The 20390-nt window shown below is 43.2% G+C and carries 16 protein-coding genes; 7 read left to right on the top strand and 9 right to left on the bottom strand.

The features are described from left to right. The first annotated feature begins 56 nt into the window (after nt 1-56). From BS614_RS20340 to BS614_RS20315, 6 genes are all read left to right on the top strand, one after another. A complete protein-coding gene (locus BS614_RS20340) occupies nt 57-2564 on the top strand; it encodes a WG repeat-containing protein (protein WP_074095342.1) in 2508 nt (835 codons plus the stop codon). A gap of 425 nt (nt 2565-2989) precedes the next feature. Then, nucleotides 2990-4789, top strand: coding sequence for an ABC transporter ATP-binding protein (locus tag BS614_RS20335; protein WP_074095341.1), 1800 nt, complete (start codon nt 2990-2992; stop codon nt 4787-4789). After that, entirely contained in the window at nt 4786-6537 is a 1752-nt protein-coding gene (locus BS614_RS20330; RefSeq protein ID WP_074095340.1) for an ABC transporter ATP-binding protein, read from the top strand. The genes BS614_RS20335 and BS614_RS20330 overlap by 4 nt, the downstream gene beginning before the upstream one ends. A gap of 82 nt (nt 6538-6619) precedes the next feature. Next, a complete protein-coding gene (locus BS614_RS20325) occupies nt 6620-7582 on the top strand; it encodes an ABC transporter substrate-binding protein (RefSeq protein WP_244898172.1) in 963 nt (320 codons plus the stop codon). 148 nt (nt 7583-7730) lie between these two features. After that, nucleotides 7731-8195: a hypothetical protein gene (locus BS614_RS20320; protein ID WP_074095339.1), complete on the top strand. Its 465-nt coding sequence runs from the start codon at nt 7731-7733 to the stop codon at nt 8193-8195. A 300-nt stretch (nt 8196-8495) separates the two neighbouring features. Then, nucleotides 8496-8894, top strand: a complete 399-nt coding sequence (locus tag BS614_RS20315; protein ID WP_081746009.1) for an RDD family protein — start codon at nt 8496-8498, stop codon at nt 8892-8894. A 278-nt stretch (nt 8895-9172) separates the two neighbouring features. Here BS614_RS20315 and BS614_RS31985 read toward each other — a convergent pair whose 3' ends face one another. From BS614_RS31985 to BS614_RS20285, 5 genes are all read right to left on the bottom strand, one after another. Then, entirely contained in the window at nt 9173-9877 is a 705-nt protein-coding gene (locus tag BS614_RS31985) for a hypothetical protein (protein ID WP_210436944.1), read from the bottom strand. Between the two features lie 911 nt (nt 9878-10788). Beyond that, the gene (locus BS614_RS20300) at nt 10789-11772 is read right to left on the bottom strand and encodes a glycoside hydrolase family 43 protein (protein ID WP_157116143.1); all 984 of its coding nucleotides are present in this window, start codon (nt 11770-11772) and stop codon (nt 10789-10791) included. A gap of 28 nt (nt 11773-11800) precedes the next feature. Beyond that, nucleotides 11801-12619 carry a carbohydrate ABC transporter permease gene (locus BS614_RS20295; protein ID WP_370739079.1) on the bottom strand — a complete coding sequence of 273 codons (819 nt, stop codon included), beginning with the start codon at nt 12617-12619 and terminating at the stop codon, nt 11801-11803. Nucleotides 12620-12650: 31 nt separating this feature from the next. Further along, nucleotides 12651-13547: a carbohydrate ABC transporter permease gene (locus tag BS614_RS20290; protein ID WP_074095337.1), complete on the bottom strand. Its 897-nt coding sequence runs from the start codon at nt 13545-13547 to the stop codon at nt 12651-12653. An 84-nt stretch (nt 13548-13631) separates the two neighbouring features. After that, nucleotides 13632-14969 carry an ABC transporter substrate-binding protein gene (locus tag BS614_RS20285; RefSeq protein ID WP_074095336.1) on the bottom strand — a complete coding sequence of 446 codons (1338 nt, stop codon included), beginning with the start codon at nt 14967-14969 and terminating at the stop codon, nt 13632-13634. Nucleotides 14970-15230: 261 nt separating this feature from the next. On the opposite strand from BS614_RS20285, the gene BS614_RS20280 reads away from it, so the two are divergent. Next, the gene (locus tag BS614_RS20280; protein WP_047843252.1) at nt 15231-16295 is read left to right on the top strand and encodes a GntR family transcriptional regulator; all 1065 of its coding nucleotides are present in this window, start codon (nt 15231-15233) and stop codon (nt 16293-16295) included. Nucleotides 16296-16483: 188 nt separating this feature from the next. Here the strand turns inward: BS614_RS20280 and BS614_RS20275 are convergent, their stop codons facing one another. The 4 genes from BS614_RS20275 to BS614_RS20265 form a co-directional block, all read right to left on the bottom strand. Beyond that, complete coding sequence (locus BS614_RS20275; protein WP_074095335.1) at nt 16484-17320, bottom strand: class I SAM-dependent methyltransferase; 837 nt, start codon at nt 17318-17320, stop codon at nt 16484-16486. A gap of 573 nt (nt 17321-17893) precedes the next feature. After that, complete coding sequence (locus tag BS614_RS32470) at nt 17894-17980, bottom strand: hypothetical protein (RefSeq protein WP_342351897.1); 87 nt, start codon at nt 17978-17980, stop codon at nt 17894-17896. Nucleotides 17981-18629: 649 nt separating this feature from the next. Next, complete coding sequence (locus BS614_RS20270) at nt 18630-19622, bottom strand: glycoside hydrolase family 43 protein (RefSeq protein ID WP_074095334.1); 993 nt, start codon at nt 19620-19622, stop codon at nt 18630-18632. A 363-nt stretch (nt 19623-19985) separates the two neighbouring features. After that, nucleotides 19986-20339, bottom strand: coding sequence for a hypothetical protein (locus tag BS614_RS20265; RefSeq protein ID WP_074095333.1), 354 nt, complete (start codon nt 20337-20339; stop codon nt 19986-19988). Between the last annotated feature and the right edge of the window lie 51 nt (nt 20340-20390).

Here is a 20390-nt window from a genome sequence, read left to right as displayed (position 1 = left end):
TCCCGATTTATGACGCATACCATTAGGCGAATGCGGTCATAAGGGAGGAAACTGAGATGTCCATGAGCGAACCGCTGTTAACGCAAATTGTGAATCAACATATTCCGGCTGGCGCAACGGTCGTCACTATTGATAAACCTGTTCAACATCCAGCGATCTATGCGGCCGATCTTACCGGTGACGGTATGCCGGAGATTGCTGCAGTCTATCAGTTGAATGGTGAGCTGTATTTGCTCATTCTGAAATTTGTTCAAGGACATTGGATCAAGATGGCACTAATCAAGGGATTGGGGTATGGGGTGACTTTAATGACTGCAGCCCCTGTAACTTCAACGGCAAGGAACAATCTCATTATTGGTTGGAGGATTGGTTCTATTTGGTCTAAGCTTGCCGTATATGAGTGGACGGAATCAGGGCTAAAAGATCTGGCGCCTGACGATCTATACTATAGCTATGCAGAGATTATAGATATGCCTGGTCAGCATGGCCGAGATGGGAAAGTGGAGATTGCACTCTGGATCCATGACACAGGGGAAGCCTACCGGGTGGAGATTATCCGATGGCAGAATGGGAAATGGGTTCCTGCACCGGACGTATATGCAACCTACTATCCCAAAGTGGTGCAATATTACGAGCAATTAACTCAGCAATATCCCGATTATATCTTTTACTGGTATTACCTTGCGGATGCTCAGTACCATGCAGGCCAGTATCCGGCAGCACTCGCTTCCGTTCAGAAGGCACTCAGTTTCCCGGAAGCGTATCCTTCCAGAGAAGTACTACAAGAGCTGGAAAAGAAAATAAAGCAGGCGATGGCCCCTATAAGTCATACCCGGGTAACGACATGGTTATATCCAATCTCCGTTCGAACCACGAGTGGGACGCGTTGGGGGTATATGGATGCACAAGGCCACATTCGGCTTGAGCCGGTACTGGATGACGCGCAAGAGTTTCAGCCCAATGGATTGGCTGTGGTTGTGAAGGATGGTCGAGCCGGCGTTATTAATCTTCAGGGGCAGTATGTCGTGCAACCTGTATACGATTCCATCAATTCCTTTTCCGAAGAACGGGCGATAACCATTGATTCTCAAGGATTTAAGATGATTAATGAACAAGGTACGGTTCTGACCAAACGGGCGTACCCGTATATCTCGAATATGAACGACGGTCGAGCATTATTTTACGATTCTAATCCTGGTCAGGCAGATGGATCGGTGAGTCGGTATGGTTATCTGGATGCGTCGGGCAATGAGGTGATACCTGCACAGTTCGCTTCGGCGAATGATTTTCAAGATGGCAAAGCGGTTGTGCAGATTAAGGACAATGAATATGCACTCATTAATCGCAATGGACATCGGCTCGCAACGTACCCATATGCCTATGTGGGACCACTAGGGGATGGTCTGCTGGCTTTTCAAAAAGAAGCCTCGGGCAAGTATGGGTACATCGACGAACGGGGTAATATTCGCATTCAGCCCAAATTTTCATCGGCATTTCCTTTTAGCGGCGGGCAAGCGATTGTTAATACAGCAGAGGACTACAAATCGATCTACGGTGTTATTAATACGGAGGGATCGTTTATCATTCAACCCGCGTATAATGACATCCGCGAACTAGGCGAGCATCGTTATGCGCTGGGGCAAGCAATTAATCCGGAGCAGCCGTATATTGGCTCTGTATACGCGATTGCAGATACCAATGGCAGAAGACTTACGGAGTTCCTATATCGCGAAGTGAGCAATTACAAAAACGGCCTTGCTTCCGCATCGGATGGCAGACAGACTTATCTACTGGATCTGAGTGGAAGACCCGCCGCTGGGTATCCCCATGTTGAAGGTTCGGGAACGCTGGAGGTTGTGGCACCAGATCTGATTAAGGCGTATGTAGACCAGCGCTTATCGTATGTGAATCGGGCCGGACAGATCATCTGGCGTCAAAATACAATCGTTCCGCTACATCCGCCGTACCGTGTTCGCGAAGAGAAGTACAAACCGAACAGCGACTATCTCGTATATTATCCGCAGGTGGAGGGATTAACGAACCAAGCGGAGCAGCTTGCGCTGAATGCCAAGTTGAAGCAACTCTCCCAGGTTAAACCGATCCCGGCCGATCAACAGCTGGATTACACGTATACAGGTGATTTTGATATTACGTTTTATCAGCAGCAATTGCTGCAACTGCAACTCACAGGTTATAACTACCCGGCTGGTGCAGCGCATGGTATGCCTACGATGATCTATGCGATCATTAATCTGACGAATGGTCAGTTGTATGAGCTGAAGGATCTATTTAAACTGAATAGTGACTACGTAAAAGTGTTGAGCCAGATTGTGGGGGATCAGATCAAAAATGATCCTCAATACTCGTATGTGTTTCCGGACACCTATACGGGGATTAGTGCGGATCAGCCGTTTTTTGTCACAGCGGATGCTCTGCATCTCTACTTCAACCCATATGATATCGCACCCTATGCAGCAGGGTTTCCAACGTTTACGATTCCTTTTGTTCAGATCAAGGATATCATTAATACAGAAGGTTCGTTCTGGAGAGCTTTTCATAGTTGAGTGTCCATTCACAGGTTAAGCGATGAAGCCATACATCCAATATGGCTTCATTTTGGATTCGATAGGCGACAGTTTAATGATGTAAGTAACTCCTTCACATATTTATCCATATGAAATGGAAAATATTACGGGAGTTACAGATCAAAGAAGTCATATTTGTCTATACAAGAAAAAATGAAAACTTTCTCCAACAACACTTCTTTTGCTTGGCGTGAATGTAAATACTTCACCAGTCATTCTCAAGTTACGCGACGAGGTCATATGTCCGATAGGGCTTATAAGATGCTGTGAGACAACCATAATCCGTGAAGAGGTATTATTGCTCCGCGAAGAGGTAGTGATCATTCAGGGCTCTATGAGATATTAATGTGCGTATATAACACTGCGCTATATTGAGAATGATTATTAATATCAGGAGGAGTGAGATGAACAACACATCGGAAGTGTCCGGACTAATGCAAGTAACGAAGGAGCGCAAAGGTCTGCTGATTACAGCAAGTATCTTCTCGACCCTATCGAGTCTGTTGCAGATTGTTCCTTTTGTCGGAGTGTATAAGATCGTCGAGGAACTGCTAACGCATGCGGGGCAACACTCTGCTATGGACAAAGATCTGTTGATCTATTGGGGGATTGTCGCATTCGTAGCCCTGATTGCAGGGCTCATTGCGCTCTATATCGGGGGGATGTGCTCACACATTGCTGCGTTCAACATTTTGTACCAGCTCAGAGTGAGACTTGCGGAGCATGTTGCCAAAGTACCCATGGGGTATCACACTCGTACGGCAACTGGTGAGCTGAAGAAGATCATCGAAGTCAGTGTGGAGAAAATTGAGAAATTTATCGCCCATCAGTTACCGGATCTGGTAAGTGCGATCGTTATTCCACTGATGCTCTTGGGATATCTGTTCTGGCTCGATTATCGCATGGCGCTGACGCTTTTGGTTCCGATTGGAATCGGGTTCTGGCTCCAAAGTCGCCTTTTCCGCAGCGAAAAAGGCCGTCAGGCTTATCGTGATTTTCAACTTGCCATCGAAGAGATGAATGCGACGGGTGTTGAATACGTGAGAGGTATGCCGGCAGTGAAAGTATTTGGGATTACAGCCGATTCGTTTCTGACGTTTAAACAGGCGGTGACGCGTTATCGGGATATTTCGTTGAAAATAACAGATTTATGTAAAACATCTTACGGGCTGTTTTTTGTAATCATGATCTCGTTATTTACCTTCATTGTTCCGGTGGGTATTCTGCTGTCGAGTGGAAATGCGGGGAATCAGTCGTTTGCGATCACGTTTATTCTGTTTCTGATCATTACCCCGAGTCTATCTGCACCGTTATTGAAGTTAATGTATCTGGGTAGTGGGATGCGAGAGATTGTGGAAGGACAGAAACGGATTGAATCGGTGTTTGCCGAGCCGATTGTACAAGAACCTGAATTGCCTAAAGTTCCGGATACATATGAGGTTGCCTTTCGTCAGGTATCGTTTGCTTATGAGCGTAAGGAGAGCGAAGCATATAAACCCGTACTTGAACAGATTGATTTTGTAGCCAAGGCAGGAGAGATGACCGCACTTGTCGGACCTTCTGGTGGAGGAAAATCAACCATTGCGAATCTATTGCTTCGTTTCTGGGATGTACAGGAAGGTGAGATTACGATTGGTGGGATTCCGATTCAGGAGATGGGTACGGAGAAACTGATGGATACCGTGTCCTTTGTATTTCAGGATGTACATCTGTTCTACGATACGATTGAAGAAAATATTCGGATGGGCAACACATCAGCTTCATTACAGGACGTTATAGCGGCGGCTCAAACTGCTTGCTGTCATGAGTTTATTGAGAAGCTGGATTCTGGATATGACACCAAGATCGGAGAAGGCGGCACGTACCTGTCCGGCGGTGAAGCACAGCGAATTGCGATTGCACGGGCACTGCTTAAAAATGCTCCCATTCTGGTCCTGGATGAAGCGACTGCCTACGCAGATGCAGAGAATGAACACAAGATCCATCAAGGTCTGGCCCAACTGGTTCAAGGCAAAACAGTCCTGATTATTGCTCATCGTCTAACAACGATTCGTGCAGCCGAGCAAATACTCGTGATCCGCAAGGGAACGATTGCCGAGCGTGGGACACATGATCAATTGCGTGCATTAGGCGGAGTATATGAGCACATGTGGCAGGCCCATATCAGTGCGGCTTCCTGGAAGCTTGGAGGTGCAGGACGATGAGGAATTATTTATACAATATATCTGGCGGTAACCCTCGTAGTCTGCTTCCTTCGGTAATTGCAGCGATTCTGGACGGGATTGCAAAGATTGTTCCTGCGGCGCTGCTTGTGGACATATTCAATACGATCTATAAGTCTTTCGCTGATCCGGACAAAGGATTGGATATCAACCGAATGTGGATTGTATGCTGCATCCTGTTTGCCTGGCTTCTGGTGGAGTATGCGGCTTATGCTTCGCTCTATGACAAGACCTATCGGGCAGCATACAGCCTCGCGGCCTCAGGAAGGTTGAAGCTGGCAGAACATATTCGTCATCTGTCGTTAGGATTTTTCGGGAAACGTGATCCTGGGGATCTGACGAATCTGATCTTGAGTGATTATGGTCAGGTCGAGCATACGATCTCTCACAATCTGTCACAGCTGATCAGCGCGATTGTGCTTCCCGTACTCGCTTTTGGCGGACTTCTGTTGGTGGATTGGAGAATGGCCGTAGCCATGTTTATTGCCGTTCCCTTAGGTGTAGCGCTGTTATGGCTTACGGATTCGATTCAGGCACGGCTGAGTGAGAACCATGTTCGGGCTAAAAATGAAGCCGCCAGCCGGCTGCAGGAGTACCTGAGCGGTATTCGTGAGATTAAGGCCCACAATATGGGGGGGAAACGTTTTGAACGGCTGCGTCGTTCTTTTGACGAATTGAAATCCGCTTCCATTCGGTTGGAAGGCATCATGGGACCGATGATCATGGGCGCGATGTTGCTCGCACGATCAGGGATGACATGGATGATTCTCGTGGGCAGTTATTTGCTTGCAGGCGGTGAGTTGTCCCTACCGGTATTTCTGTTATTTTTGCTGGTAGGTACAAAGGTATTTGAACCGTTAACGGTTGTACTGATGAGTTATGGGGAGATGCGGTATTCTGCGTATAGTGCAAGACGCATTATGGATGTGCAGCAGGAGGCCCCGATGGCAGGAAAGGGAGATGTACAGCCCAATCAGGCGATTTCATTCGACCGGGTGACCTTTGGATATGATGATCAGCAACCGGTGTTGAAAGACTTGTCGTTTACGATTGAGCCGCATACCATTACTGCGCTGGTTGGCCCATCCGGTAGTGGTAAGAGTACAGTCACACGTCTCATTGCCCGCTTCTGGGATGTACAGCAAGGAACCATTCGCATTGGTGGCAGACCCGTTGATCAGATGGACCCGGAGAAGCTGTTAAAGGATATCTCTGTGGTCTTCCAGGACGTGTATCTGTTCCAGGATACAATCGGCAACAACATTCGTGTAGGAAAGAAAGACACTTCGCAATTCGAGATTGAGGAGGCAGCACGCAGAGCTTGTTGTCATGAGTTTATCTCCAGTCTGCCTCAAGGGTACGATACGCTCGTTGGCGAGGGTGGATCGACGTTATCAGGTGGGGAGAAGCAACGGATCTCCATTGCACGTGCTTTATTAAAAAATGCATCGATCGTCTTGCTCGACGAAGCCACCGCTTCACTTGATCCGGAGAACGAAGCCGCGGTGCAGCAAGCGATTAATGAGCTAGTCGCGGACAAGACGGTTATTTTGATTGCACACCGATTAAAGACCATTCAGAATGCGGATCAGATCCTTGTATTGGACCATGGTCAGCTCGTAGAGCAAGGAACTCATGCGCATTTGTTAGATCACTCAGGCATCTACGCTCGGTTGTGGCAATTACAACAGGATGCGGAAGGCTGGCAGGTAAAAGTGAACGGATCATGAGTGTTCGATGAGATAGATAAAGTAACTGAAGCGAGTAAGCCTAATGTGGCTATTGAACTGACATAAAAGGAGAACGACAACGATGTTTAAACGAATTCCTGTATGGATTGCACTATGCTGTATGCTCACCTTGGCGGCCTGTGGAACGACCCAGACCACCAGTGAAGTGGCCAGCCCCTCAGAGGGGACAGCACAAGCAACGACCAAAGTGATTACCAATCCGAATGGTGAAGAGATTACGATCCCTTTGAATCCAGAGCGCATTGTTGATCTTTCTGGCTCTACAGAAGAGCTGCTGATCATTGGGAAAACACCTGTGGCCACAATGAGCGCGGATTACGGCAATCCGGAGCAACTCACGCCAACCATTGAGGATAAGCTGAGTGCAGATACCGTTAATCTGGGCTGGTATGGTTTCCCGTTCAGCATTGAAGCTATAGCGGGTGCCAATCCGGATCTGATTATTCTAGGAAAGGATTTTAACACGGATCAATATGAAACTTTATCTAAAATTGCACCTACAATTGCATTGCCTTATTCCTACTATGATTGGAGAGAACGCCTGACATTCTTGGCAGATACGTTTGGAGAAGAAAGCAAGAAAGATGAATATTTGGCCAAGTATGATGCGAAATCTGCAGAGTGGAAACAAAAGTTGGAGGTGGCTGTACATGGTGAATCCTTTGCCGTAATTGAGACATATCCAAACAACCTGGTCATCTATTCCAATAAAGGGGCAGCTGAGATGTTATACGGTGAATGGGGCCTGAAGCGCACAGAGGGTATCCCTGATCCAGAGGGCTGGGGCGGCAAACAGATTGCGCTGGAGGCTCTGGCTACCGTTAATCCGGATCGTCTGCTATTAATGGAGAATAGTGAGAACAAGATGGTCGATAGCAAGGTGTGGAATAACATGAACGCAGTGAAGAATGAGAAGATCTATAAAATCTCTAATGTTGATAATTACAATTATTCGTACACAGCGATGGGGAGAATGGAGCTTATGGACCGTTTGGGTACGATGATCCTGGAAGGACAGAAGTAGTCGTTGGATTAAAGCAATTGAAACGATAGATTAAATTTAACATTTAACAGGACCTAATAACGCCTATGTTAATTGTGGGATTGTGTAATTTGTTCGAAATCATGTAACTTGAGCGGTTCTGGCTGCGTTTAGACATTGGGGTGATCTGATGTTGGTGAACGCGGTTCAACGGTACATGGTATTCGGACTTATATTTATAGGGATAAGCTTGACGGCATATCTCGTTCTTGAATGGGTTGAAGGGTACCAAATTACAACGACAGAGTATTACGGCTTACGTAATGCAGGGGGAGTAATATATATTCTTTCGCTCATCCTGGGCTTCGGTCACTATTTAGTCGCTTTTTATGTTGTTATTCTTAGCCCGATCTCATGGTTGCTGCGAAAATATGTACGTTTTCCTATGATGAGAATTTTCATCTATATGGTTGGGTTTGGATGGGGCGGGCTGTGGGTTTTTGATCTCATGTACAGTCCATATTTCGTGAATGGATACCATCTGAACCGAATGTCATCGATATGGATATTTGCCATCGCCGGTTTAGTCTATGCTATTGTGGAGAATAAGATTTGGCGAAGAGGGCAGATGCAGAACGAACAGAAGGCTACCTAACAAATGTTGAGTAGCTTTTTTGGTTTACATAATTATTATGGTGTTTTCATTGGGGATGCAGTTAGAAAGGATTATGTACGATTAAGTAGTGAACATTAACAGCGGTTAAGATAAATTCGATAGTTTGTTATGAAATTCACAAAGTGTGCAATTAAAATGAAATAGGAGTTTTATCGTAAAAAGGTAAAATTTTCTGTTATACTATTTGAGTTGTGTACATAAAGTTAGATATTTTAATGAAGGGAGTTCATGAAGTAAATTAGCCGTTTAGTTTGAAATTGTAGTTTGGAGGAAAGCATTTTGTATAAAGCAGGTTTTTGGATTAGATTAGGAGCAGGCGTGTTGGATAGTCTTATTATTTCAATTCCGTTAGTGATTATTGCAGGTGTGCTTACGGGTAACTTTGATACGGATGAGCCGATTGCCAAACTACTTAGTGCGTTATACTCAATTTTATTACCAGTTTACTGGTATGGTCGAACCATCGGAAAACGTATATGTGGAATTCGAATACGCCAATACGATACACACGAACCGCCAAAAATTGGTACGATGCTGATGCGAGTTGTTGTGGCTGGACTTGTGTACGTATTAACTTTGGGTATCGGAGTTATTGTGAGTGCTTTTATGGTCGGTTTGCGTGAGGATCGACGTGCGATTCATGACTTTGTAGCAGGAACAGAAGTAGTTTGGGATTAATTTGGAAGTAAAAGAAAAATTGGCTGTACAGGGGTAAAAATCACTGTGCAGCTTTTTAATCATTAGTACTGTTTCACAAAACTCGTATTTTGTACATATGTATACCCTTGCTCGTGTGATCCAGGCCGTCCCCATGTCCTCCAAACCTACGTCCTGATGGATGTTACAAGCTCCTCATAATTTGGTCCTTGTAAAATTATGCTATGTTTACGTGTTTGAAGCAGTATCTAATTTCGCCCTAAAACCGAGATCGCTAAAATCTTGTTCATCAAATCACCTCACAGGTAATTGAAACAAGCTACTGCCCCAGCGATAGCACCACCACCAAGAAGTGCATATGCACCAATACATGCAGCACATATCGGAGCAGTCACTGGTGTCGGTACTGCACACGAACCCCCACACGCGACCGCAATAATATAAGCCGCCGTACCACCAATTCCAAGTACTGCTCCAAGACAACCTGCCACTGCGCCTACACTATTTGGTTGCACTCCAGAGTTAACTGGCTCTTCTGCAAGCATTTCTTCATCTGTGATATAAGGTCTGTCAGTGTCCACGGATTTAACAACTGATCCATTCAAATACGTCTCAACTCGGAAGTTTCCTGCCTCATTCTTGGTCACCAGCATTTCATTTGTCTGCAATACGGTATTATCCTCATCGAAGAATACTGTTACGTTACTAGGAAGGCTGTAATCCCCATGCAAAGGAACTGTAACAACCGTAACTCCACCGCCAACCGTGTACACACTCGATTTTTCCAAATCAAAGGCAGAGACAGGGGCGATATTTTCAATTTCACCTGCTTCTACTCCATGTAGCGTTGCATCGATCAATTCCTTGGCTTCATTACCTATAACTACAGCAAAAACTTGGCTGTTATCCGCTTGTGCTGTAACACTCAAATTTGGAGATAAACTTAAACAGAAAATAGACAAAATCATTAATACTGGCAAAAAGACCTTTTTCGCCTTTAACATAATAAAAAAACTCCTATTTTTTAATATTTCGTCATAACATTTCCTCTTCAAGATTGATACCATCTGTATGTAATTGCTTAGATACCAGTTCGATAGCATCTGCATGTTCAATGAGGGCTTTTTCTTTCTCGTTGTCCGACGTACCTGGGAGTGTATTATAGAACTGAATGCTGCTAGGCCTGGATTTGGATTTCTTTTCCTGCCCCGAGTTGGTCTCCTGACACGTTACCCATTAAGCTGAAGCTTAGGCCAAACGTACCCGCAATTAACCAAGTCTTCTTATATCTCAATAACATTCACGCTCCTTATAACCAGTTTTGAGGATTTCCCTCACATATATAGACGCCAAAAAAGGAAAATAGTTTCCTTTTTATTCATTATTTTGTTAAATAGTCCAAAAAAAGTTATAATAAGCGCATCGTTTTCCGAATCTTTAGATTGCAACTTCTTCCATAACTCGCCTCAATTTCTTTAGACAATACATTTGTTTGTTCCCCTAGATATTTCAAGTCGTTAGTCAGAACTGTTGTATCGTCGCCTAACCGAGCCATAACTGATACGCTTACAACATTTCGAACATCAACATCATTACTTAAAGCCATTTGTTCGATAAAACCCAAAATTATCACAAGTATTTTTTCCTCACTTTTAGTTAATTCATGGTTAATTTAAGTGTGAACAACATTTCTATAATTTAACGTTATCTCTTTCCTCTTTAAGCAAGGTTAGTCCGACTCAACTCTTCGACTTATTTGTTAAACTATCCTGCCCTTATGATACGGTTCGGCGTATTATCTGTAGAGCCAAATCGAAGGCACCCAGTAGGGTGCCTTCGATGTTCTTACTGTCTCTCTTTGGCAAGTTGGATAAACGAACTCAAATCCATCAACCAACCTTGTTGGGACACTCGTTCATTGTAAAGAACGTGCAAGTGCTGCAACAGAACCGCGGAAATCGGGTCTGCCGTCAGCCGTCCACAAAAGCTCCGTCACAAATGTATGGCGATTCGGATCGTACAGCGGATCTCCTATAATGTTCTTGTACGTTCTTGCGTGAAACACAAATAGCGTCTCTTCGTCGTCCTCTGACACCGTGAAGGAATTATGACCGGGACCATACATTGAGATACTCTCATCTGTAGAGAAAACCGCTGCTTGAGACTTGCGCCATGAGGTGGCATCGAGCAAATCAGCATCCGCATCTGCTTCAAGTAGGCCCATGCAATAATTGAAATCGGTGGCGCTAGCCGAGTAAGAGAGGAATACCCGATTACCCTTGCGAAGAAATGCCGCGCCTTCGTTCACTTTATAACCAATGATTTCCCAGTCATATTCCGGCATCGAAATCATCGTTTGCGACCCAGTCAGCGTCCACGGATTGCTCATTTTAGATATATACAGATTAGAGTTACCTCCGATGTTCGGATCCTTTTGTGCCCATACGTAATAACGGCTGCCATTATGCTCAAAGGTAGTGGCATCGAGGGCGAAGCTTTCCCATTCGGTACGAATCTGCCCTCTTTCCATCCAACTGCCTTCGAGCGGATTGTCATTTTCATTCTCTAGCACGTACATCCGATGGTCGAACAAGCCTTCATTCGTTTCCGTCGTGTATGCGGCAGCGAAATACACGTACCATTTGTTATCAATAAAATGCAGTTCGGGTGCCCAAATATTGGCACTAAGGATACCATTCTCGCGCTTTCTCCAGATCACTACAGGAGTTGATGTAACAAGCTTCTCAAGGTTCTGGGCTCTACGGATTTCAATCCGATCATACTCCGGAACGGATGCTACGAAGTAATAATAACCATCCGAATGTCTGTAAATAAAAGGATCAGCTCTCTGTTCAATTAATGGTTGAATGTCGTGTGACGCTCGTTGTTGGATTTCCATCTTATCACCTGTTTCATCATAATATAGATTACCCTTTAACAGCGCCTGCAGTCATACCGTCTATGAAATATTTCTGAAAAGCAATGAATAATATGAAAATTGGAATGATGGAGAAGAAGGAGCCCACGATCAATAAGTCATAGTTATTGCCATAAGGAGTTAACAACGTTTTCAAACCGATTGGAAGTGTATATTTACTCTGATCTCCCAGCACCATGAATGGCCACAATAGATTATTCCAGCTATTCATACCATTCAATATGGCCATTGCTGCAAACGATGGCTTCATAATCGGCATAATTAGTCTGAAATAAATCGCATACTCGTTTGCGCCATCAACCCGCCCAGATTGAATAATCTCTTTGGGTATGCTTCGTAAATATTGCCTGAAGAAAAATATTGTCGCGGCATTGGCTATACCGGGCAGAATGATTGCCGAATAGCTATTCACCATTCCCAAATCATTAATTAGGCTGTACAAAGGAACCAGCAGTATTTCGAAAGGCACCATCATAATGAGCAAAACACATATAAAGAGGAAGTTCTTACCTTTAAAATGATATGCTGCAAAACCATATGCAACAAATGCGCTTACAAAAAGTGTTAAAACCACTTGAACGATTGTTAAAATCATACTGTTCCAAAACCAAACAAAATAATCATGTTCTCCAGTAAACAGAAAGATGAAATTATCAAAACTCATGATTTCAAAATCCAAACTTAGGTTAAGTCCATATCTAACTAATGATTCACCTGGTTTAAAGGAAGATAGGGCCACTGCGTAGAATGGGATCATAATTATAACGAATAGTATAATGAATAAACAAATAATTACTATTCTAGAGATGAAATCACTCCTCGTCTGACTTCTGCCCACTTTAATCCTCCTCCTTTTTGAACATTCCACTAAATTTCAACTGCGTTAAATTGATAACCATAGCAATGACTAACAGAACGATACCAACTGCAGCTGCGTAACCCAGCTTATTCTGCTCAATCCCTTGTCTATACAGATATCCAACAATGGTTAAGCCAATATTTTGGGGTGATTTGTTACCGTTGAACATCATCAGGCTCTCGGTAAACATTGCTAAACCTGCATAAACACTAATTGTGGTAACATATACCGTGGTCGGCTTCAATAATGGCATTGTGATCGTTCTAAACTTCTGCCAAGCAGATGCACCGTCAATTGAAGCAGCCTCATAATATTCATTGTCAATGCTTTTCAAACCCGATAGATAGTAAAGCATATTAACGCCTGTCCATCTCCAACATGCGAGGATTAACAGTGCTGCCATACTCCAATTTCCGTCTTTCAAAAATTTGATAGGCTCTACACCAAATAGACCTAGGAAACTGTTCATTAATGAACCTTCCATCTCACCGAATGTAAGGCGGAAAATGGTACCCGCAACTGCGACAGATGTCAATGCAGGGAGAAAGAAAGAAGATTTAAAAAACTCTCTTCCCATCATTAACTTACTGTTGATCATAACGGCGAATAACATGGGAAAAGGAATCAACAGCACTAAGGTTCCTAACATGTACACAATGCTATTTTTAATAGATGTCAAAAACACTTTATCAGTGAGTAATTTCGAATAATTTGCTCCTCCAATCCATTTAGGATCCTGTCCCAGCATCCTATCTTGAAAGCTCATTACGAATGAATTTACAAGCGGAAAAAACCAGAATACCAAAAATATGAGTATAAATGGCAATACAAAAACATAAGGTGCAACTTTTTGAGAGTATACAAATTTCTTTATCATATTCTCAATCTCCCTTGACTATGGTTAAACCTGCCGACCACTGTACCTGCCGACAGGTTTAATCAAATCATTTACTTATTATATTTATTTCAATTCTTGTTCAATTGCTGCTTGTGCTTCATCCAACGCTTCCTTCACGTCTTGGCCATCTTCAAAGATAGCATTCAAAGTAACCGTATTGAATATATTGCCGATGGTTGGTGAAGCTTTAACGGACTTAATCGCTCTAATTTCGTCTTTGATTTCATTCAAAGTATCAAATGCATTTGTTTTAAAGTATTGGACGTATTCATTTTCAGGGTTTTTCGTAACTGCATCATCTTTCCATACTTCCATGTTGATTGGGTCAAATCCAAGTGTATTCCAGATTTCTGTAGTAGCTTCTTTGGAAAGCTTAGCAAAGGCTACAAATTCTTTTGCCAACTGAACGTCTTTACCATTCTTAGTAACAACTGTGCCAGTACCGCCTAAGCCAACGGAACGAGGATTACCTTCTTCGAATACAGGCAATGGAGCTATTGCATACTTACCTTTAAGGTCTTTCATTTCGTTTACAAAGCGGGACATGTACCACTCAGGCATCAATGCACTTGCGTAGTTGCCTTTGTTATATTCACCTTTTGCTTCTTCTGTGTCGGGTTGTCCGCCAGGGATCGTATGAATAACATTGTTCTTCTGCAGATCGACTAACATTTCATACGCTTTAATCATTTCAGGCGAGTTCACTTTTGGATTACCATTTTCATCTGTAAAATCGGCATTTTGCTGAGCTAGTAGCAGCGATGCTTGCCACGAAGCTGATGTATCAGCAGTACCTAAGTACTTGCCAGTCTTTTCGTAAACCTTGATACCTGCTTGTTTGTAATCTTCCCACGTTTTGATTGTCTTGTAGTCAACACCTGCTTGTTCGAGAATTTCAGTGTTGTAGAAAGCAAGCGTAGCACCTACGTGATAATCAAAGCCATAAACCTGATCAGCTTTGGAGTAAATCTCGACACGTGAAGGAACAACAACGTCTTTGTATGGTGCAAATACATCATTCAAAGATTCCAGGGGAACGTTGTCACCTTCCAAGAATTTAGGGAATTGACCAAGCTCAATATCCGCGATATCAGGAGCACCTTTTCCGCTTGTAACTGCCAATAAGAGCTTGTTGTGCATATCATCGTAAGGCATAACCGTTACATTCAACTTAATCTGTTTGTCTGGGTTCTGTTGGTTCCATAACCCCAGCATTTTATCCAAATGCTTGCCGTGCAAATCTGCGAATGTCCAAAATGATAATACTGTTGCATTCTCACCGGCATTAGCGCCTAATTGTTGTGTTTCCGTTTTTGAACCAGAAGGACTACCACATGCAGTAAAAACAAGTGACATAATCAGGAGAGTAACGATGGAGATTAAAGCACTGCGTTTTTTCATTTGTTCGTCATCCTCTCTTTTTTGTTATGCATTTGAAAAGTCGGCTGACTAGTTAGTTCTGTTAATTTAAGCGGTTACAATCCATCTTGGCACCACCATCCTTAACATAATTCTAACCTTTCAAAGAAAAGACCCCTTCGCAACAATTTCTCAGATTCCATATTGTAAGCGCTTTACATGCCGTATTATAATATATATGAAATAAGCTTTATATAACCAATTGATTATAAAATCATAAAGTTTATGGGGAGATGCTACTCTTTGAAAAAGCTGGCGCTCTACAAACAAATTCGAGAAAACATTATACAGAAAATTAAATCAGGGCAGCTTCGGCCAACGGACCGCATTCCTTCTGAACAAGAACTAATGGACGAATTCAGAGTAAGTAAAATAACCGTCAGGAACGCCCTAACCCTACTAGCTGACGAAGGATTAATTATACGCGTACAAGGCAAAGGCTCATTCGTCTCTTCTAGTCTTGTTGTTTCTAGCATCAATTTCTCGCCATCCCCACGCAGCGCGTGCTCCATGCCGCTCATCGGCTTCATCATTCCGACGATGAGAACCCGTGTCATTCAGAAGCTCGTTGACTACACGGAACACTTCCTACAAGAAGCCTGCCTCAGCATGGTACTAAGCATCACGCGCGAGTCCTCCTCTATCGAATCAAACGTCATTCGTACACTAACGGAGCTCGGTGTGAAGGGGTTGATCGTTTTTCCAACAGAAGATGAGAAGTATAACGAATCATTACTGCGTCTGTCGCTCGATAAATTCCCGTGTGTGTTCATCGACCGCTATCTGCGCAACATTGAGACGTACACCATTACATCCGACAATTACGGCGGTGCGTATAAAGCTGTATCCCATTTGTTATCCAAGAGTCATCAGCAGATTGCGCTCATCTCACCTGAAAATGCCAATACAGCCGTCGAGGATCGCACGCTCGGCTTTGAGCAGGCGTACACAGATCAAGGCATCTCGATTGACAAGAGCTTGTGGTGTCACATCCCTCTCGACATTCTACGCAGCGAGCAAGCATTGGACTATGTAAGCAACTTCTTGCAGAACCACAGTGGAATTTCGGCAGCCTTTTCCTTGACTGAAGAAACAGCACGCCTTACATCCGCTGCGATCAGTCTTCTGAACGTTCACTCAAATATCGACTTGCTATCTTTTGATAATCCACATCTTTCAGGCGTAGCTTATGTGCAGCAGGATGAACAGGAAATGGCACGAACAGCCGTAAAGCTGTTACGTGAACAAATGGATGATATCTATTCTCCCAAGAACGCCGTTATTCCCGTGCAACTCATCTTCCCTTGACACGACAAACGTTGCAGCCTACACAATGATCTTGTCTTCAGCTTGGGACAAGACTTGGTTCCTAAAAACAAAAAAAAGGCACCTCTGTGGAGAGATACCTTTACCTATATTATCCGCAAGACATGTTTCTGGCTGAGCAATGGATAAACATTGAATAATGCTGCAGATTTCAAACACCATAAATAAATTTAGTTGTCATTGTATACAGCCTCCCTTTTTCGCAGTACCACTACGATATCTGTCTGAGGTACAAATAAATTATAATTCGTTACATGCACTTGTCTCGTTTCGGTTACTGATTCTATCTTTAATTCAGGAGGAAGACAGCGCTCTATGTGAGTAATTAATGTTTCTTTGGTAAATCTCCAAATTACACCATCAATCGAAGAGTTCGCCATATAACCACCGTCCGTTACAGAACCTGAAAGAGACTTGAGAACAACCGGGTCCGCAATAATGATAGATCCACCGTCACGTAACAGTCTGCAGCTCTCTATGAAGGCTTTTTTGTGATAGCGAATGTGATGAAAGCTTCTTGCAAACAAAATCATATCGCAGCTATGATCAGGTAAAGAAGTCGGTTTATCAATGAAAGCATGGATATAAGAATTAAACCTTCCCCACTTCTTTCCAAGTTTTAGAGCATTTATATTCGGATCCATGTTAAGAAAACGAACATCCTTCTGCTTGCGAAGATACTTGTTCAATAAACCTGTACCACAGCCCACCTGAAGAACATCGCCTTTTAAAGGGGGTAAAAATTTGTAAACATTACGAGGAATAGGAAAATTTTGAACGTACATGGCCAATTCGTAGAAAATCGGATAACGCTCTTGCAATCGAACCAATTTACTGGTGTAGAAAGGATTCCGTTTTTTGTGACGTTTAAAGTCCCATTTGTTCAAATAGTAGACAGGGGTTAACAGCAAGAACAGAATAATAAAGACACTTTGGACGCTATAAATTCCAAGTTTACTAAAACGATCATTGGAATTATGAGACATCATTTGTTTAGAAGTATTCAAAATGATCACTCCCCTCTCACAACGCTATAAATGGTGTAGAACCTCTTTAACATAATAAACAAATCCAATATATGGTTGAATGCGCCGCTATCCGTAAGCAATGCTTCCTTCCAAATGACTTAAGAAGCGAAGGGGAATCTGATCATGCACAATTCAATCGTATTTAGAGAAGAGTATTTTTTGACTCCTTCACCTCCGTCCATTTGAAGCTGACAAAAGAAGAGCCGTTTACGATGATGCATCACATGTGTTTCAACCACTGGATTTGAAAGAACAGGTTACGTTATATATTATGAACTGTCTGTATAAGCCGTTTTTGGAGAAATCATTTTTTCGTGGAGGCCTCAATTGGGCATTGTTTGTCGAGCGGCGTAACGAATTTCGCAACGTATTCGAACAAATGTTACATCAACAGGAGGCTGGCTACGCCTTATTTAGCTGCTGCTCAATATCAATCATAGTCGTCTTGGTTTGGAATGGTACAATGTTCTTGTCCCTCATCTGAGCATCGAAAAAGCCGCCCACAGGCGACCTTTTGAGCAAGAATACGATTTTCAATTTGAAGTATGATCATCAGGACGATGGATCATATAGGTATGCATCATGTTCTTCGATCCAATCAATTTGCCTGAATCCATAGCCAGCCACCGTTTGCTGCACATCCAGCACCTCTAATTCCGGTGCCTACCAAGGCGTTTTTTTCGTTTCCATCGGTCGTCCCCTCTTTCTGCAAAAACTGGAACCAAGATGCGAGCACCCTTACATTACTTGTGCGATACAAACTTTTTAAGATACGATATGTATCTTTGTGAAAATTATAAGACACAATACGTATCCAAGTAAACAACTATTTCATCCCTTTCTATGGGTTAAGTATTTCCCTGTAGCGCTACTGACCCAAGTTAAAGCCCACTCTCCTCTATATAGCTTTTTTATTTTGATACTCATCTAATCGTTAATCGGGCTATTTTCTTGTCCCTCGACAGGAAAAGAAGTTCCCTACTAAAACTCGTCGACACGCGCTTCACGCACTCAACTGGATAAAGCCATTAGGATATATGTGTGTCAACAAAATTCTAATTAGACTAAAAACCTTCTCTCCGAAGGAAAGAAGGCTTTATGTTTAATTAAGATAAATTTATTAATTCAATCAGTATACTGCTGAAGTATTCTTTGTTCAGCAGAGATTTTCTCCAAGTTTGAGTGAAACAACTGATCCTCCTCCTATCAAAAAAGCAGCCCCGTCAGGAGCTGCCTCATGTATTATGCCTTATATTGTAATCTTATCTGTTTCCGCTAACCAGCTAACTTACTCCGCACCCGGATAAGGATTGATCTTCTGGATCGTTCCATCTTCGTTGTAGTTCAGCTCCGAATATTTAACGCAGCGCTTGTGGTTGACGCCTTCCGACAGGGAGCTGTCGTGATAGAACAGATACCACTTGTCTTCAACTTGCACAATGGAGTGATGGGTTGTCCAGCCGATAACCGGAGAGAGAATCTCGCCCTTGAACGTGAATGGTCCCATCGGGTTCTTGCCGATCGCATATACGAGCTTATGCGTGGTTCCTGTAGAGTAGGACAGGTAGTAATAGCCGTTATATTTATGCACCCATGGGCCTTCAAAATATCTCCGTTCCTCATCCCCAGCCAGAATCGGATTCCCGTCTTCATCGACAATCGATATCTCGGCAGGCTTGCCTTGGAAGGACAGCATGTCGTCGCTAAGCAGTGCAACTTGCGGTCCAAGCGCCGGCTGGTCAGGAGCAGGTCCTTCTGCATCTGGCACGAAGCTGCCAGTCTGCCATTTCTCCAACTGGCCACCCCAGAGTCCGCCGAAATAGATGTATGACTGATTGTCGTCATCCACCAGTACGGCCGGATCGATACTGAAGCTGCCTTCCATATAATTCGGTTGCGGCATGAATGGGCCTGCCGGAGACTCTGATGTTGCCACACCCAGACGGAAGATGTCGTCATGATCCCGTGCCGGGAAAAACAGGTAATAGGTACTGTTCTTATAAGCGGCATCTGGTGCCCAGAGCTGCTTGGAGGCCCACGGAATATCTCTCAGATGCAACGCTTCGCCGTGATCAACCACCGGGGAATCGAAGTTGTTCATCGAGAGGACATGATAGTCTTCCATTTTATACTGGTCGCCGTTATCATTGCTCGGCTCGTCATGATCGAGGTCATGGGAAGGATAGATGTAGATTTTGCCCTCGTAGACATGGGCGGACGGGTCAGCAGTGAAGATGTGGGTTACGAGCGGTTGGTGGGGCTTAGGTAGTTGTTGATTCATAAGGCATCTCCTTTGGTATTGGAATAATAAAATACTTCATGTACGGGATTACGGTAATTCATTGATTGCATCCTCAGAATTAAAAGCAAGCGTTTACAACCTCTAATGTTATTGTATAAGCCCCGCTTATTTTTTCCTAGTACACATAATAAAGATCTTCCCCCGAAAAAATGTACAATTCCCGCCCATCTCATAATTCTTGTATTCTACAATGAAGTGATCTTTTTTGCGTTGTCTTGTCGCACATATTATTTCTTCTCCTCTGGATCGCAACCATTATATGTCTTCACAAGTTTTTGAGCTCGTAAGCTTTTTTCTCGAAGTTCCACCGTCTCACGTTCGTAATACACTTTTCCTTTATTATCACTGCACTCTTTCGGAAATATTTTCACTTATTTCTTCAGGATTTTCAACACCAATGATCAACTTTGATATTTTGAACTTACCAACTTTAAAGCTATTCAAATCTAAATGAAGAGTTTCAAGCTCATTTTCAAAAAAGTGGAGTTGATAACCACCATTTGATCTAAATAACCCATTTCTCTTTTCTCCTAATAAAGCACCATATAGTTTAAAAGCCTGGGGTATTGGTCTACCTGTTGTTATTCCCTCGATTGAAGAGTATGGAATTTGCAACCCTTTATCTAATTTTAAAAAGGGTGAGTTTCCAAAGTCGATATTTACGTAGGTTTCCATTAGTTGAATTTTACGTTCCATATTTTGATTCCCCCATTTTCTTTTCAAATAATCCATTTATTTCATAACCCA

The sequence above is a fragment of the Paenibacillus xylanexedens genome, from assembly GCF_001908275.1.
In the GTDB taxonomy this organism is placed as follows: Bacteria; Bacillota; Bacilli; order Paenibacillales; family Paenibacillaceae; genus Paenibacillus; species Paenibacillus xylanexedens_A.
Note: the sequence above shows the minus strand (reverse complement) of the source record. Positions and strands in the feature narration are given on the sequence as shown.

Excerpts from the sequence above, each read along its gene's own strand:
- BS614_RS20340 (WP_074095342.1), top strand. The coding sequence starts at position 57 with ATGTCCATGAGCGAACCGCTGTTAACGCAAATTGTGAATCAACATATT.
- BS614_RS20335 (WP_074095341.1), top strand. The coding sequence starts at position 2,990 with ATGAACAACACATCGGAAGTGTCCGGACTAATGCAAGTAACGAAGGAG.
- BS614_RS20330 (WP_074095340.1), top strand. The coding sequence starts at position 4,786 with ATGAGGAATTATTTATACAATATATCTGGCGGTAACCCTCGTAGTCTG.
- BS614_RS20325 (WP_244898172.1), top strand. The coding sequence starts at position 6,620 with ATGTTTAAACGAATTCCTGTATGGATTGCACTATGCTGTATGCTCACC.
- BS614_RS20320 (WP_074095339.1), top strand. The coding sequence starts at position 7,731 with ATGTTGGTGAACGCGGTTCAACGGTACATGGTATTCGGACTTATATTT.
- BS614_RS31985 (WP_210436944.1), bottom strand. The coding sequence starts at position 9,877 with ATGTTAAAGGCGAAAAAGGTCTTTTTGCCAGTATTAATGATTTTGTCT.
- BS614_RS20300 (WP_157116143.1), bottom strand. The coding sequence starts at position 11,772 with ATGGAAATCCAACAACGAGCGTCACACGACATTCAACCATTAATTGAA.
- BS614_RS20290 (WP_074095337.1), bottom strand. The coding sequence starts at position 13,547 with ATGATAAAGAAATTTGTATACTCTCAAAAAGTTGCACCTTATGTTTTT.
- BS614_RS20285 (WP_074095336.1), bottom strand. The coding sequence starts at position 14,969 with ATGAAAAAACGCAGTGCTTTAATCTCCATCGTTACTCTCCTGATTATG.
- BS614_RS20270 (WP_074095334.1), bottom strand. The coding sequence starts at position 19,622 with ATGAATCAACAACTACCTAAGCCCCACCAACCGCTCGTAACCCACATC.
- BS614_RS20265 (WP_074095333.1), bottom strand. The coding sequence starts at position 20,339 with ATGGAACGTAAAATTCAACTAATGGAAACCTACGTAAATATCGACTTT.